Origin of the sequence: Methylomonas montana (genome assembly GCF_030490285.1) — a bacterium.
Taxonomy (GTDB): domain Bacteria; phylum Pseudomonadota; class Gammaproteobacteria; order Methylococcales; family Methylomonadaceae; genus Methylomonas; species Methylomonas montana.
This window is the reverse complement of sequence record NZ_CP129884.1, coordinates 3,077,128-3,095,374: the sequence shown is the minus strand read 5'-3', so window position 1 is coordinate 3,095,374 and position 18,247 is coordinate 3,077,128. Positions and strand designations below refer to the sequence as shown.

Below are 18,247 nucleotides of genomic sequence, written 5' to 3'. Positions count from 1 at the left end.
GCGGCCGTCGGTTCCGAACCAACATTTAAAATAGCCCGTCGCGACAGCGACACAACATAAATGAAAGCCATCCACCAAAACATCACTAAAATCCGCCGCGATTACAACGCCCTGGTCGCCAACGAGATGTTGGAGGATTACGCATTGCGTTACGCGCCGCGTAGCTTCCGCAAGTGGTCGGAGTTTCAGGTCGCCAACACCGCGTTCGGCTCGACCTCGTTTCTGGTGCTGGAAGCCATCGGCGGTTTCCTGTCGATCAATTACGGTTTTACCAATGCTTTTTGGGCGATTCTGATCGTCGGCGTGGTGATTTTCATCACCAGCTTGCCGATCAGTTATTACGCCGCCCGTTACCATATCGACATCGATTTGCTGACCCGCGCGGCGGGTTTCGGTTACATCGGCTCCACCGTCACTTCGTTGATTTACGCCTCGTTTACTTTCACGCTGTTTGCGCTGGAGGCCTCGATCATGTCGCTGGCGATCGAATTGTATTTTCAGATTCCGTTGGCCATCGCCCATGTGGTCAGTGCGGTGATCGTGGTGCCGTTGGTGACTTTCGGCATCACCACCATCAGCAGGATGCAACTCTGGACCCAACCGGTCTGGCTGACCTTGTTAATCGCGCCTTATATTGCCGTGGCGATGCGCGAACCCGAAGCGTTGTTGACACTGAAAACCTATTTCTGGATCGCCGGCAGCGGCCAGGGTTTCGATTGGCTGTTGTTCGGCACCGCCACCACGGTGGCGTTTTCGATGGTCGCGCAAATCGGCGAACAAGTGGATTTTCTACGGTTTATGCCGGATAAAACCAAGGCCAATCGGTTTAAATGGTGGGCGGCGATGTTGGCGGCCGGGCCGGGCTGGATCGTGTTTGGGGTGATTCGGCAGATAGCCGGCGCCTTGCTGGCGCATCTGGCGATACGTCACGGTATCGATCCTGCCCACGCTCACGAGCCGACCCAGATGTATCTGGTGGCTTATAACGAGCTGTTCGACAATCCGCAATGGGCCCTGGCGACCACGACCTTGTTCGTGGTCCTCAGTCAGATCAAGATCAACGTCACCAACGCCTATGCCGGCTCGCTGGCTTGGTCCAACTTCTTTTCACGCTTGACGCATAGCCATCCAGGCCGGGTGGTGTGGTTGTTGTTTAATGTGTTGATCGCGCTGCTGCTGATGGAATTTGGGGTGTTCGGTGCGCTGGAAAAGGTGCTGGGCTTGTTCTCGAATATGTCGATCGCCTGGATCAGCGCGGTGGCGGCGGAATTGATGATCAACAAACCGCTGGGCTTGAGCCCGAAAGTGGTGGAGTTCAAACGCGCGTATTTGTCCGATCTGAATCCAGTCGGGATTATCGCCACCTTCGTTGCCTCGGTGATGTCGATACTGGCCTATGTAGGCTTGTTTGGCGAGGTGCCCAAGGCCTTTTCGGCATTTATCGCCTTGAGCTTGTCGTTCGTGTTGGTGCCGGTCATCGCTTATTGTTGCGGCGGCAGACATTATCTGGCCCGCGACCGGAAAGAACATAACCGCAAACTGCATACTCAATGTTCGATTTGTGAGAACGATTTCGAGCATGAAGACATCGCTTATTGTCCGGCTTATGGCGGGAGTATCTGCTCGCTGTGCTGCACATTGGACGCCCGCTGCCTGGATGCCTGCAAGGTGGGGTTTCGGTTCGACGATTATCTGGAAGCCTTGGCCAAGCGTTTCATGCCGGCGGCGATGAGCATCAACGCCCGTTTGCGCTTGCTGCGCTTTAGCATGATGTTTTTGTTCCTGTCGGTGTTGACCGGGATCTTCGTCAGCATCATTTACTATCAGGACTTGTTGAGCGTTCAGCAAAACCTGCCGGCGTTTGCACTGTTGTTGAACAATTTTTTCAAGATCTATGCGTCCTTGCTGGTGTTCATCGGTTTGTGTACCTGGTGGCTGATCCTGAATGCGGAAAGCCGGCGGGTCGCGCACGAAGAAACCGCCAAGCAGACGCAATTATTGCTGCTGGAAATCGACGAGCACAAAAAAACCGACAGCAAGTTGCAACAGGCCATGAAGCTCGCCGACACCGCCAATCAGGCTAAAAGCCGCTTTCTGAGCAGCATGAGTCACGAGATCCGTTCGCCGCTGAACAGCATCATCGGTTACGCGCATATTCTGCATCAAGATCCGGAGATTCCGGCACACCGCCGGCAAGCGGTGGAGACCTTGAAGCGTAGCGGCGAACATTTGTGCGCGCTGCTGGAAGATATTTTGGATATTGCCCGCATCGAAGCGCGTAAATTCGAGCTGAAATTCCAACCGATCCATTTTCCGGATTTCATTGAACATCTGGTTTACACCTACAAGCTGCAAGCGGAAGACAAAGGTTTGAGCTTCAGCTGCCAGATCGGCAATCAGCTGCCGCAACGGGTACGCGGCGACGAAAAGCGGGTGGGGCAGGTGTTGATTAATCTGTTGGGCAACGCCGTCAAATTTACCGAGAGCGGGGGTATCGTGTTTCGGATCGGATACAGCGGTGGCGTCGCTAATTTTCAGGTGATCGATACTGGTGGCGGTATCGACGAGCAGCAACTGAACAATATTTTTCAACCGTTTACCCGAGTAGCCAATCCGACCGGCAATGCGGTGGCCGGCAGTGGTTTGGGTTTGACGATCAGCAAGATTCTGACCGAGGTGATGGGCGGCGAATTGACCGTGAAGAGCCAGGTGGGGCAGGGTTCTACGTTTACCGTACGCTTGTTGTTGCCTAGCCTCGGCGCCGAGATCGAACAAAATCCGCAGGCGACTATCATCGGCTACCAGGGGCCGCGGCGGAAGATTTTGATCGTCGACGACCAGCGCGAACACCGGGAGTTATTGCTGGCCATGCTGGAGCCATTAGGGTTTTATTTGAGCGAAGCTTGTTCCGGCGAGGAATGCCTTTTAAAGGTCAAGGAAAATCCGCCGGATCTGATTATGCTGGATATTTCCATGAGCGGGATCGACGGCATCGAAACCGCGATGCTGTTGCGGCAGCAGGATTGGGCGATGCCGGTGGTGGTGCTGAGTGCCAATGCCTATGCCAGCGACCGGATGGCGGCGATGAACGCCGGATGCAACGATTTCCTGTCCAAACCCATCCAGGTTCAGGATTTGATGTACAAATTGAAGCTGTATCTGTCCTTGGACTGGTTGTATCGGGATGCTGCCGAACGGCCGGTTTCTGCGCCGACCGAAACCATCGAAATGCCGCCGCAAGCGCTGTTGGACGCTTGCGTCGATTGCGTGCGGATCGGCGATTTACTGGGCTTGAAGAAAGTCTTGGCTGAACTGAGCCAGCGTGAACCGCAATACGCGCCGTTTTTTGCAAAACTGCAAACGCTGGCGGACGAGTTTCGGGTCGGCCAAATCAGGAAATTGTTGAATATGACCAAACGGGAGGCCTCGTGATGGTGGAATCGTCGATTAGTAACGGTACGGTGTTGATCGTGGACGATACGCCGGGCAATCTGGCGCTGCTGTCGGATACCTTGTCGGAGGCCAATTACCGGGTGTTGGTGGCTACCGACGGCAGTTCGGCCATCGAGCAGATTCAATACATCAAGCCCGACATCATTTTGCTGGATGTGATGATGCCCGGCATAGACGGATTCGAAACCTGTAACCGCCTAAAAGCCGATCCGGCGACCGCGCCGATTCCGGTGTTGTTCATGACCGGCTTGAGCGAGCTGGAAAACTTGCTGCGCGGCTTCGGCGAGGGCGCGCTGGATTATATCGTCAAGCCGATCCGGCCGGCGGAGGTGTTGGCGCGGATCGAAGTGCATCTGACGCAGACCCGTAATCTGCTCAGGGCGGAACGGGTATTGGCGCACGGCGAGTTTGCCGCGCTGGCGGTCGATGTGCAGGGCCGGATCAATTGGCAGACGCCGGCCGGTGCGCGCTGGCTGACGGATTTTCGGCTGCAGCAGGATTTGCCAGTCGCCTGTGAATCGGACCAGACTTTGCCGGCCGGGATACATGGCTGGTTTCTGCGTTGGTTGCGGCAAGGCGGCCGCCCGGACGGCGAAGCGGATCAGCATCGTCTGGCGCCCGGATTTTCGATCCGGATCAGCGCTTGTCAGCATCCGGACGAATACTTATTGCTGTTACATCGGGAAGAAGCGCCATGGACGCCGGAAAATCTGCGCGACAAATTAAAACTGACCTTTCGCGAGGCCGAGATTTTAATGTGGATAGCGCGTGGCAAAACCAATAAAGAGATTGGTATTATCCTGACCACCAGCCCTAGAACCGTGAATAAACATCTGGAACATATTTTCGAGAAGCTGGGTGTATCCACCCGCTCCGCCGCCGTGGCGATGGTGTTGCAGCGCAACTAATTTGCCTCAATAAAAAAGGCCGGAACCATGGGGTGTCGGCCTTTTTTATGGGTACGGTAGCGCGTCGGCCGTTAAGGCATATACATGCCGCCGTTGACGTGCAGGGTTTCGCCGGTGATGTAAGAGGCTTGCTCAGAAGCCAGGAAGGATACGGCGTGAGCAATTTCTTCCGGTTGGCCCAAGCGGCCCAGCGCAATCGAACCCAACAGCGCATTCTTGATGTCTGCGCTGAGTTCCTTGGTCATGTCGGTATCGATGAAGCCCGGCGCGACGGTGTTGACGGTGATGCCGCGCGAACCGACTTCTTTCGCCATCGATTTAGCGAAGCCGACCATGCCGGCTTTGGCCGCCGCGTAGTTGGTTTGGCCAGCGTTGCCGGTGGAGCCGACGACCGAGGAAATATTGATGATGCGACCGTAGCGGACCTTCATCATGGCGCGCAACACCGCTTTGCTCATCCGGAAAATCGAAGTCAGATTGGTGTTGATGATGTCGTCCCATTCTTCGTCTTTCATCCGCATCAACAGGTTGTCGCGGGTGATGCCGGCATTGTTGACCAGAACGGCCGGTGTGCCGTAGGCATCGCCGGTGGTTTTGATAAAGCTTTCGATATCGGCGGCGTCGGCGACATTGAGCTTATAGCCCTTGCCGTTTTCGCCCAGATAACTGGAAATGGCTGCGGCGCCGCTGTCGGAAGTGGCGGTGCCGATCACGAAAAAGCCGTCGGCGACCAGTTTTTCGGCAATGGCTCGGCCTATGCCGCGGCTGGCGCCGGTAACGATGGCGATTTTTTTATCCATGGAGTTGCTCCACAACGTTGTTGATGGTGTCGGGGTCGAACATGGTCAGATGCGCCGCATCGGGGGCGATGCGTTTATTCAAGCCCATTAATACTTTACCGGGCCCGCACTCGACGAAGGCGGTGACGCCTTGTTCGTGCATGAATTTGACACTTTCCACCCAGCGAACCGGTTTGAACAGTTGTTCCTTCAGAGCATAGCGAATCACCTCGGGGGAGCCGTGCGATTTGACATCGGCATTGTGGATCAACGTGGTGTTGGGCATGTCGATGTTGATGCCTTGCAATATCTCGTTCAATTGGTCCGAAGCCGTTGTCATCAGCGCGCAATGCGACGGGACGCTGACCGGCAGTTTCAGCGCGCGTTTAGCGCCGAGGGCTTTCAGGGCCTCCATGGCCCGTTCGACGGCGGCAGCTTCGCCGGCAATCACGACTTGGCCGGGGGCGTTGAAGTTGGCCGCTGCGACGATTTGGCCGTTGGCAACCTCGGTGCAGGTGTTGACCACTTGATGGTCTTCCAGGCCCAGTATCGCCGCCATCGCGCCTTGATCGGCCGGTACGGCTTCCTGCATCAGTCGGCCGCGTTCGGCGACCAGGCGAATGGCGTCTTCATAGCCGATCGCGCCGGAGCAGACCAGTGCGGTATATTCGCCCAAGCTGTGACCAGCCATCCAGGCGGGCTTGATCGCGGTTTTTTCGCACCAGGCCCGCCAGACGGCGACACCGGCCGCCAGCATGGCCGGCTGGGTATTGTGAGTTTGATTCAGATCCGCTTCCGGGCCGTTTTGGACCAGATTCCATAGATCGAAGCCCAGTACATCAGAGGCTTGTTCGAAGGTTTGTTTGACGATGGGGTTGGCTGTCGCCAGCGTTCCCAGCATGCCTACGGTTTGCGAACCTTGCCCCGGAAATACGAATGCCAGATTGTAACTTTGCTCTATCGTCGTCATGTTTAGTACCTGATTAATGCCGAACCCCAAGTGAATCCCGCGCCGAACGCTTCCATTAATACGGTTTGTCCACGTTGGATGCGGCCGTCGCGAACGCCTTCGTTAAACGCCAGTAATACCGATGCTGATGAGGTATTGCCCTGGTTTTCCAAGGTTAGAATTACTTGCTCCATCGACATGCCCAGTTTTTTGGCGGTGGCCGCGATAATCCGGGTGTTGGCTTGGTGCGGTACCAGCCAATCGATGTCGCTTTGCTCCAGGCCGTTGGCTTCCAGGGTTTCGTCAACAATGCGGCCCAGCGTGTTCACCGCCACCTTGAATACTTCGTTACCACGCATCTTGATGTAGCCGGCTTCGCTTGGTTTATCCGTTGCCGCGGCCTGCGGATTGGGACAATACAATAAGTCGTCGTAGCCGCCGTCGGATTGGATGTGAGTGGCCAGGATGCCGGGTTGGTCGCTAGCGGTCAGCAGAACGGCGCCGGCGCCGTCACCGAACAAGATGCAGGTGCCACGATCGGTCCAATCGACGATACGCGAGCATATCTCCGATCCCACTACCAAAACGGTTTTGGCAAAGCCGGTCTTGATGTACTGGTCGGCAATGCTCAGTCCGAAAATCGAACCGGAGCAGGCGGCTTGCACATCGAAGCCCACGCAATGTTCTATCTTCAGGCGTTGTTGCAACAGGCAAGCAGTACTGGGGTAAACCAGATCCGGCGTGCCGGTGGCGACGATGATCATGTCGATGTCTTGAGCGTCGATGCCGGCCATTTCGATGGCCTGCCGGGCGGCAATTTCCGCCATGCTCGATGCGGTTTCTTCGGCGCTGGCTATCCTGCGGCTTTTAATGCCGGTTCTTTCATAGATCCAGCTGTCGGAGGTGTCCACCATGGCGGAAATGTCATGGTTGGTGCGTATGGTTTCAGGCAGGTAACCGCCCGTGCCGATAACATGAGTCCAGCGTGTCATTCTTCAACCTTTTGAGTCAGCGCGAGTTCTAGTTTTTCGCTGATTTTACGAATAACGCCTTGCGCAACTTCTACTTCCGCCAGATGGATGGCGGTTTCAAAAGCCAGCGCGTCCGCGCCACCGTGACTTTTGATAACCAGACCGCGCAGGCCGATGAAACTGGCGCCGTTATACAGGCGCGGATCGATACTGTCTTTGAATCGTTTCAGAACCGGATAAGCGACCAGTCCTGCCAATTTTGTCAGCCAGTTTTGCGAAAAACTATCTTTGAGTTTGCCGCCTATCATCTTTGCCGCGCCTTCGATCGATTTTAGCGCCACGTTGCCGACGAAACCGTCAGCGACGATCAGATCAACCTTGACGTTGCCGGCGTTGATCGAATTGCCTTCCACGTAACCGATATAGTTCAGCGTGGAGTTTTCCAGCAATTTAGCCGCCGCTTTGACTTGTTCATTGCCTTTCATGTCTTCTTCGCCGATGTTCAACAAGCCGATCCGTGGCCGGTCGATATTTTCAACGGCTTTGACGACTTCTTCGCCCATCACGGCAAATTGGTAGAGATGTTCGGCACTGGAATCGACGTTTGCGCCCAGATCCAGCATGTGGGTGTGGCCGAAAACCGAGGGTAAGGTGGAAATAATGGCCGGCCGTTCGATGCCAGGAATCATTTTCAACACAAAACGGGCGGTCGCCATCAAGGCGCCGGTATTGCCGGCACTGACGCAAGCGTCGGCTTGGCCTTCTTTAACCAGATTGATTGCGACGCGCATCGAAGAATCTTTTTTGTTCTTCAAGGCTTTTTGCGGCGCTTCGTCCATTTCGACGACTTGCGACGCATGCTGAATACTGATCCGGTCTTTGAATTCGACTAAAGCCTGGGACAGCAGTTCGCTAAGAACCGCTTCGTCTCCGACCATGATCAGTTTTAAGTCCGGATTTTTTTTTAAACAGGCCAGTGAGGCGGGAACCGTTACTTGAGGACCGAAATCCCCACCCATGGCATCAATTGAGAGAGTTGAGCTCACGCTTAGGACTAACTCCAGTAGTTGAAAGGAGCCCACCGTTGTCGAGCAACGCGTCGGCTTTACCCAGAGACAATCGATAAATCAGATATCACTGCCTGCTGCCCTGATGATTGCGTCGGAAAACGCGATAATGCGACCAATCGCGCCAAGGTTTACCCGACTCGGGCGCTTATGCGGTATCGAGTCAGGATCCATGGCGATTTAAAGCGATTAATCTTCGTCGTTGCCTGCAACAATTTGACGGCCTTTGAAGAAGCCGTCGGGCGTCATGTGGTGACGCAGATGGGTTTCGCCGGTCAATGGATCCTGAGCCAGGGTTTTGCCGACTAATGCATCGTGCGAACGACGTTGACCACGTCTGGAACGCGATACTTTGCTCTTTTGTACTGCCATTTCAATCTCCAGTTTTTTTAAGTTTTGCTAAAACAGAAAAAGGGTTGTTAACCTTAATCTGACTATCTGTTGCGTGGTAATCGGCATCTTCGGAACGGTTGTGTGCGAGACAATCGTGTTCATGCCGAGGGTAGTCGGGCAATGCCAGCAGGATTTCGTCTTCGATCAACGCGTTTAACGAAATGGTGTCGCCGTCCAGCATGAGCGGTTCGCAATCGTCCAATTGCTTCGCTTCTTGTAGCGAAGCGACAACAGCCAATTTAAAATCGATATCGAGCGGCCACGCCAGCATTTGCAAACAGGATTGACATTCCAATTCCACGGTGCCTTCGATATGGCCGGAAATGACGACCCGCTTGCCTTCCTTGCCGAACTCGATTCCGACGCTAACACTGCCGCCGCGATCGACCACGCTATCAGACAAGCGCTCAAGCACAGCGATTTTTAATTCCCCGGACAAAGCGCTTCGTCTCTCGGCGAAGAGGAGGGGATCGATAAGGTCGGGAAACTTGTCTGACATAACTGTACAATAATACAGATAACTATCTGTTGCGTCAAACGCACACCTTCTCAAACCACTCGTTAGCCGATGACCGCCATTGTCCTTGCTTCAAGCTCAAAATACCGTCGCCAGTTGTTGGAGAAACTGGGACTAGATTTTCTCAGTTGCAGTAGCGACGTCGATGAAAGCCCGCATCCAGACGAATCGCCGGAGACGCTGGTAAGCCGATTATCAATAGCCAAGGCCGCAGCAGTAGGCAAAACATACCCCAATCATTTGGTCATCGGTTCCGATCAGGTTGCCGTGCTGGGACAAGAAATATTGGGAAAACCCGGCAGACGAGACGCGGCAATTCAACAACTTGCCAAGCAATCCGGCCGGACCGTGCAATTTTATACCGGCATCTGCGTTTTGAATAGCGCAACCGGCCGCTATCTGACCGATCTGGATATCTGTAGCGTGCATTTTAAAGCCCTTGAGTCCAAGCAAATCCAAAATTACGTCGATCTCGATCAGCCGTTCGATTGTGCTGGCAGCTTCAAGTCCGAGGGCTTGGGTATTGCGCTGTTTAGTAAAATTGTTGGCGAAGATCCGAATGCGCTGGTCGGTTTGCCGTTGATCAAACTGGTAGCGTTGCTGGGACAATTCGGCGTCCACATTCTTTAGCTGAGAGCAGTATCGGCGCTCGATTATTAAACAATGACGGTATTTTTGGCTAAAAACTCAATGAAATTTCTTGTTTGGGGCCAGCAATTCAAACATTTGTAAAAACTCGCCGTCCACCTGCTCCATAATCGAACCGATTTGCTCCCCGCTCAGGCGAACCAAAATCAGGGATTGTTTGGAGAATTCTTCAATGGCAGCTTCGATACCTTCGGCTTGTCCGACACTGTCCGCCAGGCGCGACGCCATATGTAATAGATGCGCATCCAGTTTATGCACTTGGGCATCGGCAGGGTGTAGATAGCAGCCTATGGTTTCGTATAAAGATTCCGGCAGTCCCCAGGTTTTGAGCAATTCCCTGCCGACATCGGCGTGGGTGAAGCCAATTAGGCTTTGTTCGAAACCAGCTAGCAAGCGTCTGTCGTGATTGGCGGCCAGCAATGCTTTTAGATATTGCTCGGGCATTTTCTGGCTTAACACTAAAGAACCGATGTCGTGGAGCAGGCCAGCCAGAAACAGTCGCTCGGTGTGCAGCACGGCGCTGTGTTTTGCTAGCAGACGGGCGATTACTGCGCATTGCACGCTACGTATCCAAAATGAGGTCATATCGATCAATTCGCAGGGGATTTTGCCGAAGCGATCCACGACCGTGGTGGCAAGGACCAGATTGTTCAAGTCGTCGATGCCGATCACGGCAATGGCCCTGGAAATGGTATCGATTCGGGCTTGGAAACCGTAGAAAGGACTGTTGACGATGCGCAGCAAACGCGCGCTTAATGCGGGATCCTTGGCGATGACCTTGCCGATGTCGGCCAGCGAGAAGCGCGAGTCTCGGATCATTTCGCTGAGTTGAAAATAAATATCCGGCAGCGAAAACAGCTCGGTCGAGCCGGCAATCAAGTGTTTTAACGCCGGCGATTGCACCTAACTTTTCCGGTACAGCGATAATACTTGCTGCACATAATTGCGGGTTTCCGGGTAGGGCGGCACGCTGTTGTTGTATTTCATCACCGCGCCTTCGCCGGCATTGTAGCCTGCCACTGCCAGCGTCAGATTGGAGTTGAACATCGCCAACAAGTCTTTCAAATATCGGGTGCCGCCATCGACATTCTGTTCGGCATCGCGTCTATCGGTGACGCCATAACGGCGCGCGGTGTCGGGCATCAACTGCATCAAGCCTACCGCGCCGGCCGAAGACACGGCATTGGGATTGTAGGCCGATTCGGCCTGTATCACTGCGTGTAGCAGTTTAGGATCCATTTGATGCTTGGCTGCGGCCTTGGCGACCAAGTCATTGAACTTGATTTTATTGCCCGACATGAATTTCAGGTCCCGGCTGTAGGTGCGCGGCCGGGTGCGGATGATCAAGCGGTAATCGAAACCTTTTTTCGGCTCGTCGGTATAGTAAACCCGACCGTCCGGCGAGGTATATTTGAAAATATCCGCCGCCACATCCGCGATCAGTGCTAGGTATAAAATGGCGATCAGCAGTGGTTTCATCGAGGTCACCATTAATGGATGCAACTTATTGGCTGACGCTAATCAGGCCGGCGGCCTGAACGGCTTTAGCGCGAGCATCGTTCACGTTATCGGCCGTTGCTAGCGCCACGCCCATCCGCCGCGAGACAAAGGCTTCCGGTTTGCCGAACAGGCGAATCTCGCTGTCCGGGACGGCCAGGGCTTTATCCAGGCCATGGTAGGTGACGGCTTTGGCGTCGATGCCACCCAAAATCACCGCGCTGGCGGCAGTTTTATCCAAGACGGTGTTGACCGGTAAGCCAAGAATGGCCCTGGCATGCAAATCAAACTCGCTTTGCCGTTGGCTGGCCATCGTTACCATGCCGGTGTCGTGCGGCCGAGGGCTGACTTCGCTAAACCAGACTTGATCGCCACTGATGAATAATTCCACGCCGAATAAACCTTGTCCGCCCAGGGCTGTGGTGACTTTGCCGGCGATCTGTTGCGATAGTTCGATAGCCTTGGCGCTCATGGCTTGGGGTTGCCAGCTCTCCCGGTAATCGCCGTTTTCCTGGCGGTGGCCGATGGGGGCGCAGAAATAGGTTTGTACTTGGCCTTCAGTATCCATGGCCCGTACCGTCAGCAAGGTGATTTCAAAATCAAAATCTACTTTCGCTTCGACAATCACTTTACCAGTGTCGGCGCGGCCGCCAGCCTTGGCGTAATCCCAGGCCGCTTGCAGTTGATCGGCGCTTCTCACCATGGACTGGCCCTTGCCGGACGAAGACATGGTCGGTTTAATAAAGCACGGGTAGCCGATACCGTTGTCGACGGCGGTTTTCAATTGATCATAGGTTTCGGCGAAAGCGTATTTTGAGGTTGGCAAGCCCAATTGTTCGGCGGCCAACTGGCGGATGCCTTCACGGTTCATCGTCAATTGAATTGCCCTGGCGTTGGGGACGATAGTGGTTTGGCCTTGCGCTTCTATCTCCGCCAGCGCATCGGTGGCGATCGCCTCGATTTCAGGAATGATGTAATTAGGCCGTTCGGCGGCGATCAGCGTCTTTACCGCGACGGCATCGGTCATGTCGATCACATGATTGCGATGCGCCACTTGCATGGCCGGCGCGCCGGCATAGCGATCGACGGCAATCACTTCCACGCCGTAGCGTTGCAAGGAGATGGCGATTTCTTTTCCCAATTCGCCGCTTCCCAGTAACAAAGCTTTAGTGGCGCTGGTGCTGTCAGGCGTACCTATTTTCATGATTTTGCTAAATAGTTGTCGATATCTTGTTTAGAAAAGCCGATTTTCTTAGCAACGCGATCGGCGTGGCTGACCCTGGAAATGCCGTCTATCAATTTAAATGTCGGCAGGTCGTCGGCAAATTCCACTTGTTTAGGCACCGCGATCTTTCTCTTGACGAACACATCGACTAGTTGATGGTTGTGGGTAATCAAAATGGTGCTGTTGCCCTTGCGGTAAAACCCGTCCAATACATCGATGGAAGACTGCATCTTTTCTTCAAAGGTAGTGCCTTCCGCCATTTCGTCAAGCACCACCAGGCTTTTAGCAGTGCTGGCCAGGAAAATATCGCGGGTGCGTTTCAATTCGGTACCAAAGCGGCCTTCGCCATCGTCGAGGTGGCTGATCTCCGGGCACTGATAGAAAATCCGGTCGGCGACGCTCAAGCTAGCGGCTTGCGCCGGCACGAAACAACCAATCTGCGCTAGCAATTGAATCTGTGTGACGGTTTTGCAAAACGCCGTTTTACCACCGCTGTTCGGGCCGGTGACGCAGACCAGACGCTCGTCGTTCATGTTAAAGTCGTTGCCGACATAGGCCGGGTTTTTCTGGCCCAGCACCGGGTTTTTCGCGGCAACCAGCTTGATGTTGTGACGTTCGCTAGCGTTCATTTCCGGCAGCACCATCTCGCTACCGTAATCCTCGGCGTATTTGATAAAAGCCAGCAACTCGTCGAGTTGGCCGAGGCCATCCAGCATGTCGCCGAGCGCCTGCGAGTTTTTATAGATAGTGCGTAACGGCATGATGCAGTTATCGCGGTCGTAACCGCCGATCACCGGAATATAGGCCAGCGCCAAGGGCAGAAAAAACACCGACGCCACCGACAAGCCGTCGCGCGTGACCTGGAATAGATCGGTCGGGAAAATTTTCATCAGTCCCCAAATCGCGGCGATCAACAAACCGATCAGCATCGGTTTGAACAAGGTCGGATGAAAGATCGTCGCCGGCGAGAAGGCGTTTTTGCGTTCTTCCTTGCTTTGCAGACCTTTTTCGCTGTTATAGACCGGGCCGACCATCAGCGAATATTCGTTGCTGTGAGAGAAATTGCCGATTTTGTCAAATACGCTTTGCAGGTAAGGGCTTCGCGGTTTGCCGGAGTTGTAAATCGCGCCGACTAGATTCAATACAAAGCGTACGCCACGCTTATATTGTTTGTAGCCGTAGCCTTCGATTTGATGGTCTTCGCGAGCGGTGCCGAAGCCGCCCAGAAATTCGCCAAACAATAATAAGTAGAGTCTGTTTTCCGAAGAAGCGGCATTGGCGACGATATTTTCGACGTTGGCGCGCACATCCGGATTATCGCGTATCTCGCGAACCGCTTCCTGCTTGGCGGCTATCGCGTCCAAATCGTCCAAGGGTTGGCTCAGCGAGCGGTACAGCACGGTTTTGCCGGCCGTGGTGCTGGCGTAATTCACGTAATCGAATAGCTCGTCCACTTCGATGGTGTTAAACGCGCCTTGATCGACAACGCCTTCTCCGGTCGGCAGGGGTTTGCTCGAGCGCACCGTCGGCCATTCATCGTTCCAGCTTTGTAGGATGTTTTGTTGCATATTGCCCCCGGTTTTTATAAGCCGCGCTTTATTTAGTGCGCGGTTTCAATTAAATCGTACATCACCTCGACATGTGCATCGCTGTCGTTTAAACAAGCGATATATCGGTAGGTGTCTCCACCGGCTTCCAGAAAAATTTCCTGGTTGGCTATGGCAATCTCTTCCAGTGTTTCCAGGCAGTCTACCGAGAATCCCGGACAAACCACGTCAACATTTTTGATGCCTTGTTTTGGCAAATCCCGCAGTACTTCCACGCAATAAGGCTTTAGCCATTCGGCTTTGCCGAAGCGCGATTGAAACACCAATCGCCATTGTTGGTCGTTTAGTCCCAACTGTTCGGCGATCAGGCGGCCGGTGGTTTGGCATTGATGGAAATACGGGTCGCCCCATTCGGTTAGTTTAGCCGGCAAACCGTGAAACGACATCAATAACAATTCCGCCTGGCCATGTGTTTGCCAGTGCTGGCGAATCGATGCGGCCATTGCTTCGATATAGCTGGGATGCTGGTGAAAGTCGCTGATGAAATGCAGGCCGGGCATGTGCCGCCAGCCTAAGAAAGTCTCGGCCACCACATCGAAAATCGAGGCCGTGGTGGTGGAGGAATATTGCGGATACAAGGGCAGGATGACGATTTCGTCCACGCCGTGTTTCTTAAAGTCTTGCAGTTTGTCCCGCAATGCCGGCTTACCGTAGCGCATCGCGCAGTCGATCAGCAACTGTTGGTTGCCGTAAAGTGTGTTTAATTTGTCGGTCAGTTGCTGGGTAAACACTACCAGCGGAGAACCTTGTGCGGTCCAGATCGACTGGTAAGCATGTGCCGATTTTTTGGGCCGGAACGGCAGCACGAACAGATGCAGAATCAGCCACCACAGCGGGCGGGGCAGATTGACGACGCGCCGATCGCCGAGAAACTCGCGTAAAAAGCGGCGCACATCGCCGGTTTTGGGGGAGGCCGGCGAGCCTAGGTTGACCAGCAACACCCCGGTCTTTTTAACGCCGGTTTCGGTCATGCTTATTTGCGGTTGATTAAGTTCAGGAACTCGGAGCGGGTGCTGATCTCTTCCCTAAAGACACCCAGCATCACCGAGGTGGTCATCACCGAATTTTGTTTTTCCACGCCGCGCATCATCATGCACAAATGTTTAGCTTCTATCACCACCGCCACGCCGCGAGCATTGATCGCGGTTTCCACCGCCGTGGCAATTTGCCGGGTTAACTGTTCTTGAATCTGCAACCGACGGCCGTACATATCGACGATACGCGCCAGCTTGGATAGGCCCAATACTTTACCTTGCGGCAGATAACCGATGTGGCATTTACCGATGAAAGGCAACAGATGATGTTCGCACAGCGAATATAATTCGATGTCCTTAACGATCACCATGTCTTCGGTATCGGCCTGAAAAATCGCGCCGTTCAATACTTCGTCCAGGGTTTTTTCGTAGCCGTTATTCAGAAACCTGAAGGCTTTAGCGGCGCGCTTTGGCGTATCGCGCAAACCTTCTCTATTCACGTCTTCGCCTATCGCCTGAATGATTTTGGAATAATATTCTTCCATTGCCGCCCCCGGGTAAAAAAATGTCGTGAGTATACAGTATCAACTGGTAAATTCTAAGGCGTCAAAAATCACTTGGCTGTTGGCGGCATGTCGGGTGGCGTTTTCGCTAAGATGCCGGCGCCAGGCTCGCGCGCCGTCGACGCCATGAAATAGGCCTAGCAAATGGCGGGCAATACAATGCAGTCGTACACCCTGTTGTAATTGCAGTTCGATATACGGCAACATGGCCAGTACGATTTCCTGGCGTGATCTAAGCGGCCGGTCGTCGAGAAAGATGCGCCGATCCACGTCTGCCAGAAGATAAGGATTGTGATAAATTTCGCGGCCCAGCATCACGCCATCGACTTGCTTCAGCAAATCCAGCGAGGCATCCAGTGTTTCGATGCCGCCGTTGATGGCAATCTGCAACTGCGGGAAATCCCGTTTTAGTTGAAACACCATCTCGTAGCGTAGCGGTGGAACATCGCGGTTTTGCTTGGGGGATAAGCCGGACAACCAGGCCTTGCGGGCATGCACGATAAAAGTCTCGCAACCGGCCGCGGCGACCGTGCCGATAAACTGCGTCAGTTCTTCGTAGGAATCGCGCTGGTCGATGCCAATCCGCGATTTTATCGTCACCGGTATCGATACGGCTTGCCGCATTGCCGACACGCATTCGGCCACCAATTCGGGTTCAGCCATCAGGCAGGCCCCGAAACGACCGTTCTGCACCCGATCGCTGGGGCAGCCGACATTCAAATTGATCTCATCGTAACCGTAGTCTTGAGCGATCTTGGCGCACTCAGCCAGATCGGCCGGGCTACTACCGCCCAATTGCAAGGCGAGCGGATGTTCCTCGGCGTTAAACTGCAAATGCCGCTGGCGATTGCCATGGATAATGGCGCCGGTGGTGACCATTTCCGTGTAAAGCAGGGTGTGTCGACTCAACAGGCGGTGGAAATACCGACAGTGGGTGTCTGTCCAATCCAGCATCGGTGCAACCGAGAAGCGATGTGCACTGAATTGATTGGTGTTATGGGTTTCGGTCATTTTTAAGTTCTGGTCGATTTTTTGACATATTTTCAGTTTTTTAGTCTATTCGCTGCCGGGCATTTGCTCAAAAATTTGTTTTTGAGCAAATTGCTTATAGGGCTAGGAAAAAGCAAGACTGGGTGGGCTTGGTAGGCGCGGAATCCGTTACGTTCGCGGAGCCAGCAAATATGGCGGCTTGACGCATTGCGTGCAATTCCCAAGGTGAATGACGGCAGCAAAGGTATAATCGGCGTTTATTTTTGCCTTAACCGATTGATAGCCTATGACCACCGTTAATACCGAAAAACTTTCTAGCGCCCGTTTTGCCGAAGCGACCGATGCTTTCGTCGAAGAGTTTACCGCGTCCGTCAGCTTTGACCAGCGCATGGCCCGACAAGATATTGAAGGTTCGCTGGCGCATGCGGCGATGCTGTGCAAGATCGGTATTTTAACGGAACAGGAGCTGGCCGACATCCGCAGTGGTTTAGCGCAAATCGGCGGTGAGATCGAACGCGGCGAATTTATCTGGTCGATCAAGCAGGAAGATGTGCACATGAACATCGAAGCGCGCTTGACCGATCTGATCGGCATCGCCGGCAAGAAACTGCATACCGGCCGCTCGCGCAACGATCAGGTGGCGACCGATATTCGCTTATATTTGCGCAGCGAAATCGAGATGATTTTGCTGCAATTGCAGCGTTTGCAAGTCGCCTTGCTGGACTTGGCCGAGCGCGAAGCCGACACTATCATGCCTGGCTTTACGCATCTGCAAGTGGCGCAGCCGGTGACTTTCGGTCACCATCTGATGGCTTGGTTCGAGATGCTGTGCCGGGATAAGGAGCGTTTGCAAGATTGCAGCAAACGCCTCAATGTGATGCCCTTGGGCGCGGCGGCGCTGGCCGGCACCAGTTATCCTATCGACCGCTTCATGACTGCCGAATTGCTGGGATTTTCCCGGCCGTCGAACAACTCCTTGGATTCGGTCAGCGACCGCGATTTTGCGATCGAATTTGCCGCGGCCGGCAGTTTGATTATGTTGCATTTGTCGCGCTTCTCCGAAGAACTGGTGTTGTGGGCCAGCGCCCAATTCAACTTCATCGACATTCCCGATGCGTTTTGCACCGGTTCGTCCATCATGCCGCAGAAGAAAAACCCTGATGTGCCGGAACTGGTGCGCGGCAAATCCGGCCGGGTGGCCGGGCATTTGGTGTCTTTGTTGATGCTGATGAAAAGCCAGCCCCTGGCTTATAACAAGGACAACCAGGAAGACAAGGAACCCTTGTTCGACACCGCCGACACCTTGATCAACTCGCTACGGGCTTTTGCCGACATGATGCCGCGCATTCAGGCTAAACGCGAGAATATGTACAACGCCGCCAAACGCGGCTTTGCCACCGCCACCGATCTGGCCGACTATCTGGTACGTAAAGGCATGCCGTTCCGCGATGCGCACGAAGTCGTGGGGCAGGCTGTGCGTTTGGGTCTACAAACCGAGCGCGATTTGTCCGAATTGACGTTGGACGAGTTGCAGGGCTTTTCTGAAACGATTAGTAGCGATGTTTTCGACATTCTGAAACTCGAAGGTTCGGTAGCGGCGCGAAATCATATCGGCGGCACGGCACCAGACACGGTTCGTCAGGCAATTTGTGACGCAAGGCAGCAAATACCCTTCTAAATTCTGGAAAATAACCATATAACTGCTA

General features: G+C 54.0%; 17 protein-coding genes. 4 read left to right on the top strand and 13 right to left on the bottom strand.

Going from position 1 to position 18,247, the window contains the following annotated elements:
• Positions 1-60 precede the first annotated feature (60 nt).
• Positions 61-3,432, top strand: coding sequence for a hybrid sensor histidine kinase/response regulator (locus QZJ86_RS14235; protein ID WP_301671086.1), 3,372 nt, complete (start codon positions 61-63; stop codon positions 3,430-3,432).
• Positions 3,432-4,361 carry a response regulator transcription factor gene (locus QZJ86_RS14230; RefSeq protein ID WP_301938987.1) on the top strand — a complete coding sequence of 310 codons (930 nt, stop codon included), beginning with the start codon at positions 3,432-3,434 and terminating at the stop codon, positions 4,359-4,361. The genes QZJ86_RS14235 and QZJ86_RS14230 overlap by 1 nt, the downstream gene beginning before the upstream one ends.
• Before the next feature lie 71 nt (positions 4,362-4,432).
• On the opposite strand, the gene fabG is transcribed toward QZJ86_RS14230, so the two are convergent.
• The 6 genes from fabG to QZJ86_RS14200 form a co-directional block, all read right to left on the bottom strand.
• Positions 4,433-5,161 carry a 3-oxoacyl-ACP reductase FabG gene (gene fabG, locus QZJ86_RS14225; protein ID WP_301671085.1) on the bottom strand — a complete coding sequence of 243 codons (729 nt, stop codon included), beginning with the start codon at positions 5,159-5,161 and terminating at the stop codon, positions 4,433-4,435.
• Entirely contained in the window at positions 5,154-6,110 is a 957-nt protein-coding gene (gene fabD, locus QZJ86_RS14220) for an ACP S-malonyltransferase (protein ID WP_301671084.1), read from the bottom strand. Before fabD ends, fabG begins: the two co-directional genes overlap by 8 nt.
• Positions 6,111-6,112: 2 nt before the next feature.
• On the bottom strand, positions 6,113-7,081 hold the full coding sequence (locus QZJ86_RS14215) for a beta-ketoacyl-ACP synthase III (RefSeq protein ID WP_301671083.1): 969 nt from the start codon (positions 7,079-7,081) through the stop codon (positions 6,113-6,115).
• The gene (gene plsX / locus QZJ86_RS14210) at positions 7,078-8,106 is read right to left on the bottom strand and encodes a phosphate acyltransferase PlsX (protein ID WP_301671082.1); all 1,029 of its coding nucleotides are present in this window, start codon (positions 8,104-8,106) and stop codon (positions 7,078-7,080) included. The genes QZJ86_RS14215 and plsX overlap by 4 nt, the downstream gene beginning before the upstream one ends.
• Positions 8,107-8,316: 210 nt before the next feature.
• Positions 8,317-8,499 (bottom strand): 50S ribosomal protein L32, encoded by a 183-nt coding sequence (rpmF, locus tag QZJ86_RS14205; protein ID WP_301671081.1) that lies wholly within the window; start codon positions 8,497-8,499, stop codon positions 8,317-8,319.
• 1 nt (position 8,500) lies between these two features.
• Positions 8,501-9,073, bottom strand: a complete 573-nt coding sequence (locus tag QZJ86_RS14200) for a YceD family protein (RefSeq protein WP_301671080.1) — start codon at positions 9,071-9,073, stop codon at positions 8,501-8,503.
• A gap of 15 nt (positions 9,074-9,088) precedes the next feature.
• Between QZJ86_RS14200 and QZJ86_RS14195 the strand changes: the two genes are divergently transcribed.
• Entirely contained in the window at positions 9,089-9,667 is a 579-nt protein-coding gene (locus QZJ86_RS14195) for a Maf family protein (RefSeq protein ID WP_301671079.1), read from the top strand.
• 57 nt (positions 9,668-9,724) lie between these two features.
• Here QZJ86_RS14195 and QZJ86_RS14190 read toward each other — a convergent pair whose 3' ends face one another.
• From QZJ86_RS14190 to dusA, 7 genes are read right to left on the bottom strand one after another with little or no spacing between them, the layout of a single operon-like run.
• Positions 9,725-10,588 carry an HDOD domain-containing protein gene (locus QZJ86_RS14190; RefSeq protein WP_301671078.1) on the bottom strand — a complete coding sequence of 288 codons (864 nt, stop codon included), beginning with the start codon at positions 10,586-10,588 and terminating at the stop codon, positions 9,725-9,727.
• Positions 10,589-11,164 (bottom strand): lytic transglycosylase domain-containing protein, encoded by a 576-nt coding sequence (locus tag QZJ86_RS14185; protein WP_301671077.1) that lies wholly within the window; start codon positions 11,162-11,164, stop codon positions 10,589-10,591.
• A 25-nt stretch (positions 11,165-11,189) separates the two neighbouring features.
• Positions 11,190-12,386, bottom strand: coding sequence for a formate-dependent phosphoribosylglycinamide formyltransferase (purT, locus tag QZJ86_RS14180; RefSeq protein WP_301671076.1), 1,197 nt, complete (start codon positions 12,384-12,386; stop codon positions 11,190-11,192).
• Positions 12,383-13,975, bottom strand: coding sequence for a MutS-related protein (locus QZJ86_RS14175; RefSeq protein WP_301671075.1), 1,593 nt, complete (start codon positions 13,973-13,975; stop codon positions 12,383-12,385). The genes purT and QZJ86_RS14175 overlap by 4 nt, the downstream gene beginning before the upstream one ends.
• Before the next feature lie 32 nt (positions 13,976-14,007).
• A complete protein-coding gene (gene hemH / locus QZJ86_RS14170; protein WP_301671074.1) occupies positions 14,008-14,985 on the bottom strand; it encodes a ferrochelatase in 978 nt (325 codons plus the stop codon).
• A gap of 2 nt (positions 14,986-14,987) precedes the next feature.
• Positions 14,988-15,533: a GTP cyclohydrolase I FolE gene (folE, locus tag QZJ86_RS14165; protein WP_301671073.1), complete on the bottom strand. Its 546-nt coding sequence runs from the start codon at positions 15,531-15,533 to the stop codon at positions 14,988-14,990.
• 39 nt (positions 15,534-15,572) lie between these two features.
• Entirely contained in the window at positions 15,573-16,562 is a 990-nt protein-coding gene (gene dusA, locus QZJ86_RS14160; protein ID WP_301671072.1) for a tRNA dihydrouridine(20/20a) synthase DusA, read from the bottom strand.
• Between the two features lie 265 nt (positions 16,563-16,827).
• Between dusA and argH the strand changes: the two genes are divergently transcribed.
• Positions 16,828-18,219, top strand: coding sequence for an argininosuccinate lyase (gene argH / locus QZJ86_RS14155; protein ID WP_301671071.1), 1,392 nt, complete (start codon positions 16,828-16,830; stop codon positions 18,217-18,219).
• Positions 18,220-18,247: the final 28 nt, after the last annotated feature.

Excerpts from the sequence above, each read along its gene's own strand:
- QZJ86_RS14175 (WP_301671075.1), bottom strand. The coding sequence starts at position 13,975 with ATGCAACAAAACATCCTACAAAGCTGGAACGATGAATGGCCGACGGTG.
- rpmF (WP_301671081.1), bottom strand. The coding sequence starts at position 8,499 with ATGGCAGTACAAAAGAGCAAAGTATCGCGTTCCAGACGTGGTCAACGT.
- fabG (WP_301671085.1), bottom strand. The coding sequence starts at position 5,161 with ATGGATAAAAAAATCGCCATCGTTACCGGCGCCAGCCGCGGCATAGGC.
- fabD (WP_301671084.1), bottom strand. The coding sequence starts at position 6,110 with ATGACGACGATAGAGCAAAGTTACAATCTGGCATTCGTATTTCCGGGG.
- dusA (WP_301671072.1), bottom strand. The coding sequence starts at position 16,562 with ATGACCGAAACCCATAACACCAATCAATTCAGTGCACATCGCTTCTCG.
- QZJ86_RS14215 (WP_301671083.1), bottom strand. The coding sequence starts at position 7,081 with ATGACACGCTGGACTCATGTTATCGGCACGGGCGGTTACCTGCCTGAA.
- QZJ86_RS14235 (WP_301671086.1), top strand. The coding sequence starts at position 61 with ATGAAAGCCATCCACCAAAACATCACTAAAATCCGCCGCGATTACAAC.
- QZJ86_RS14185 (WP_301671077.1), bottom strand. The coding sequence starts at position 11,164 with ATGAAACCACTGCTGATCGCCATTTTATACCTAGCACTGATCGCGGAT.
- purT (WP_301671076.1), bottom strand. The coding sequence starts at position 12,386 with ATGAAAATAGGTACGCCTGACAGCACCAGCGCCACTAAAGCTTTGTTA.
- QZJ86_RS14195 (WP_301671079.1), top strand. The coding sequence starts at position 9,089 with ATGACCGCCATTGTCCTTGCTTCAAGCTCAAAATACCGTCGCCAGTTG.
- folE (WP_301671073.1), bottom strand. The coding sequence starts at position 15,533 with ATGGAAGAATATTATTCCAAAATCATTCAGGCGATAGGCGAAGACGTG.
- argH (WP_301671071.1), top strand. The coding sequence starts at position 16,828 with ATGACCACCGTTAATACCGAAAAACTTTCTAGCGCCCGTTTTGCCGAA.
- hemH (WP_301671074.1), bottom strand. The coding sequence starts at position 14,985 with ATGACCGAAACCGGCGTTAAAAAGACCGGGGTGTTGCTGGTCAACCTA.
- QZJ86_RS14230 (WP_301938987.1), top strand. The coding sequence starts at position 3,432 with ATGGTGGAATCGTCGATTAGTAACGGTACGGTGTTGATCGTGGACGAT.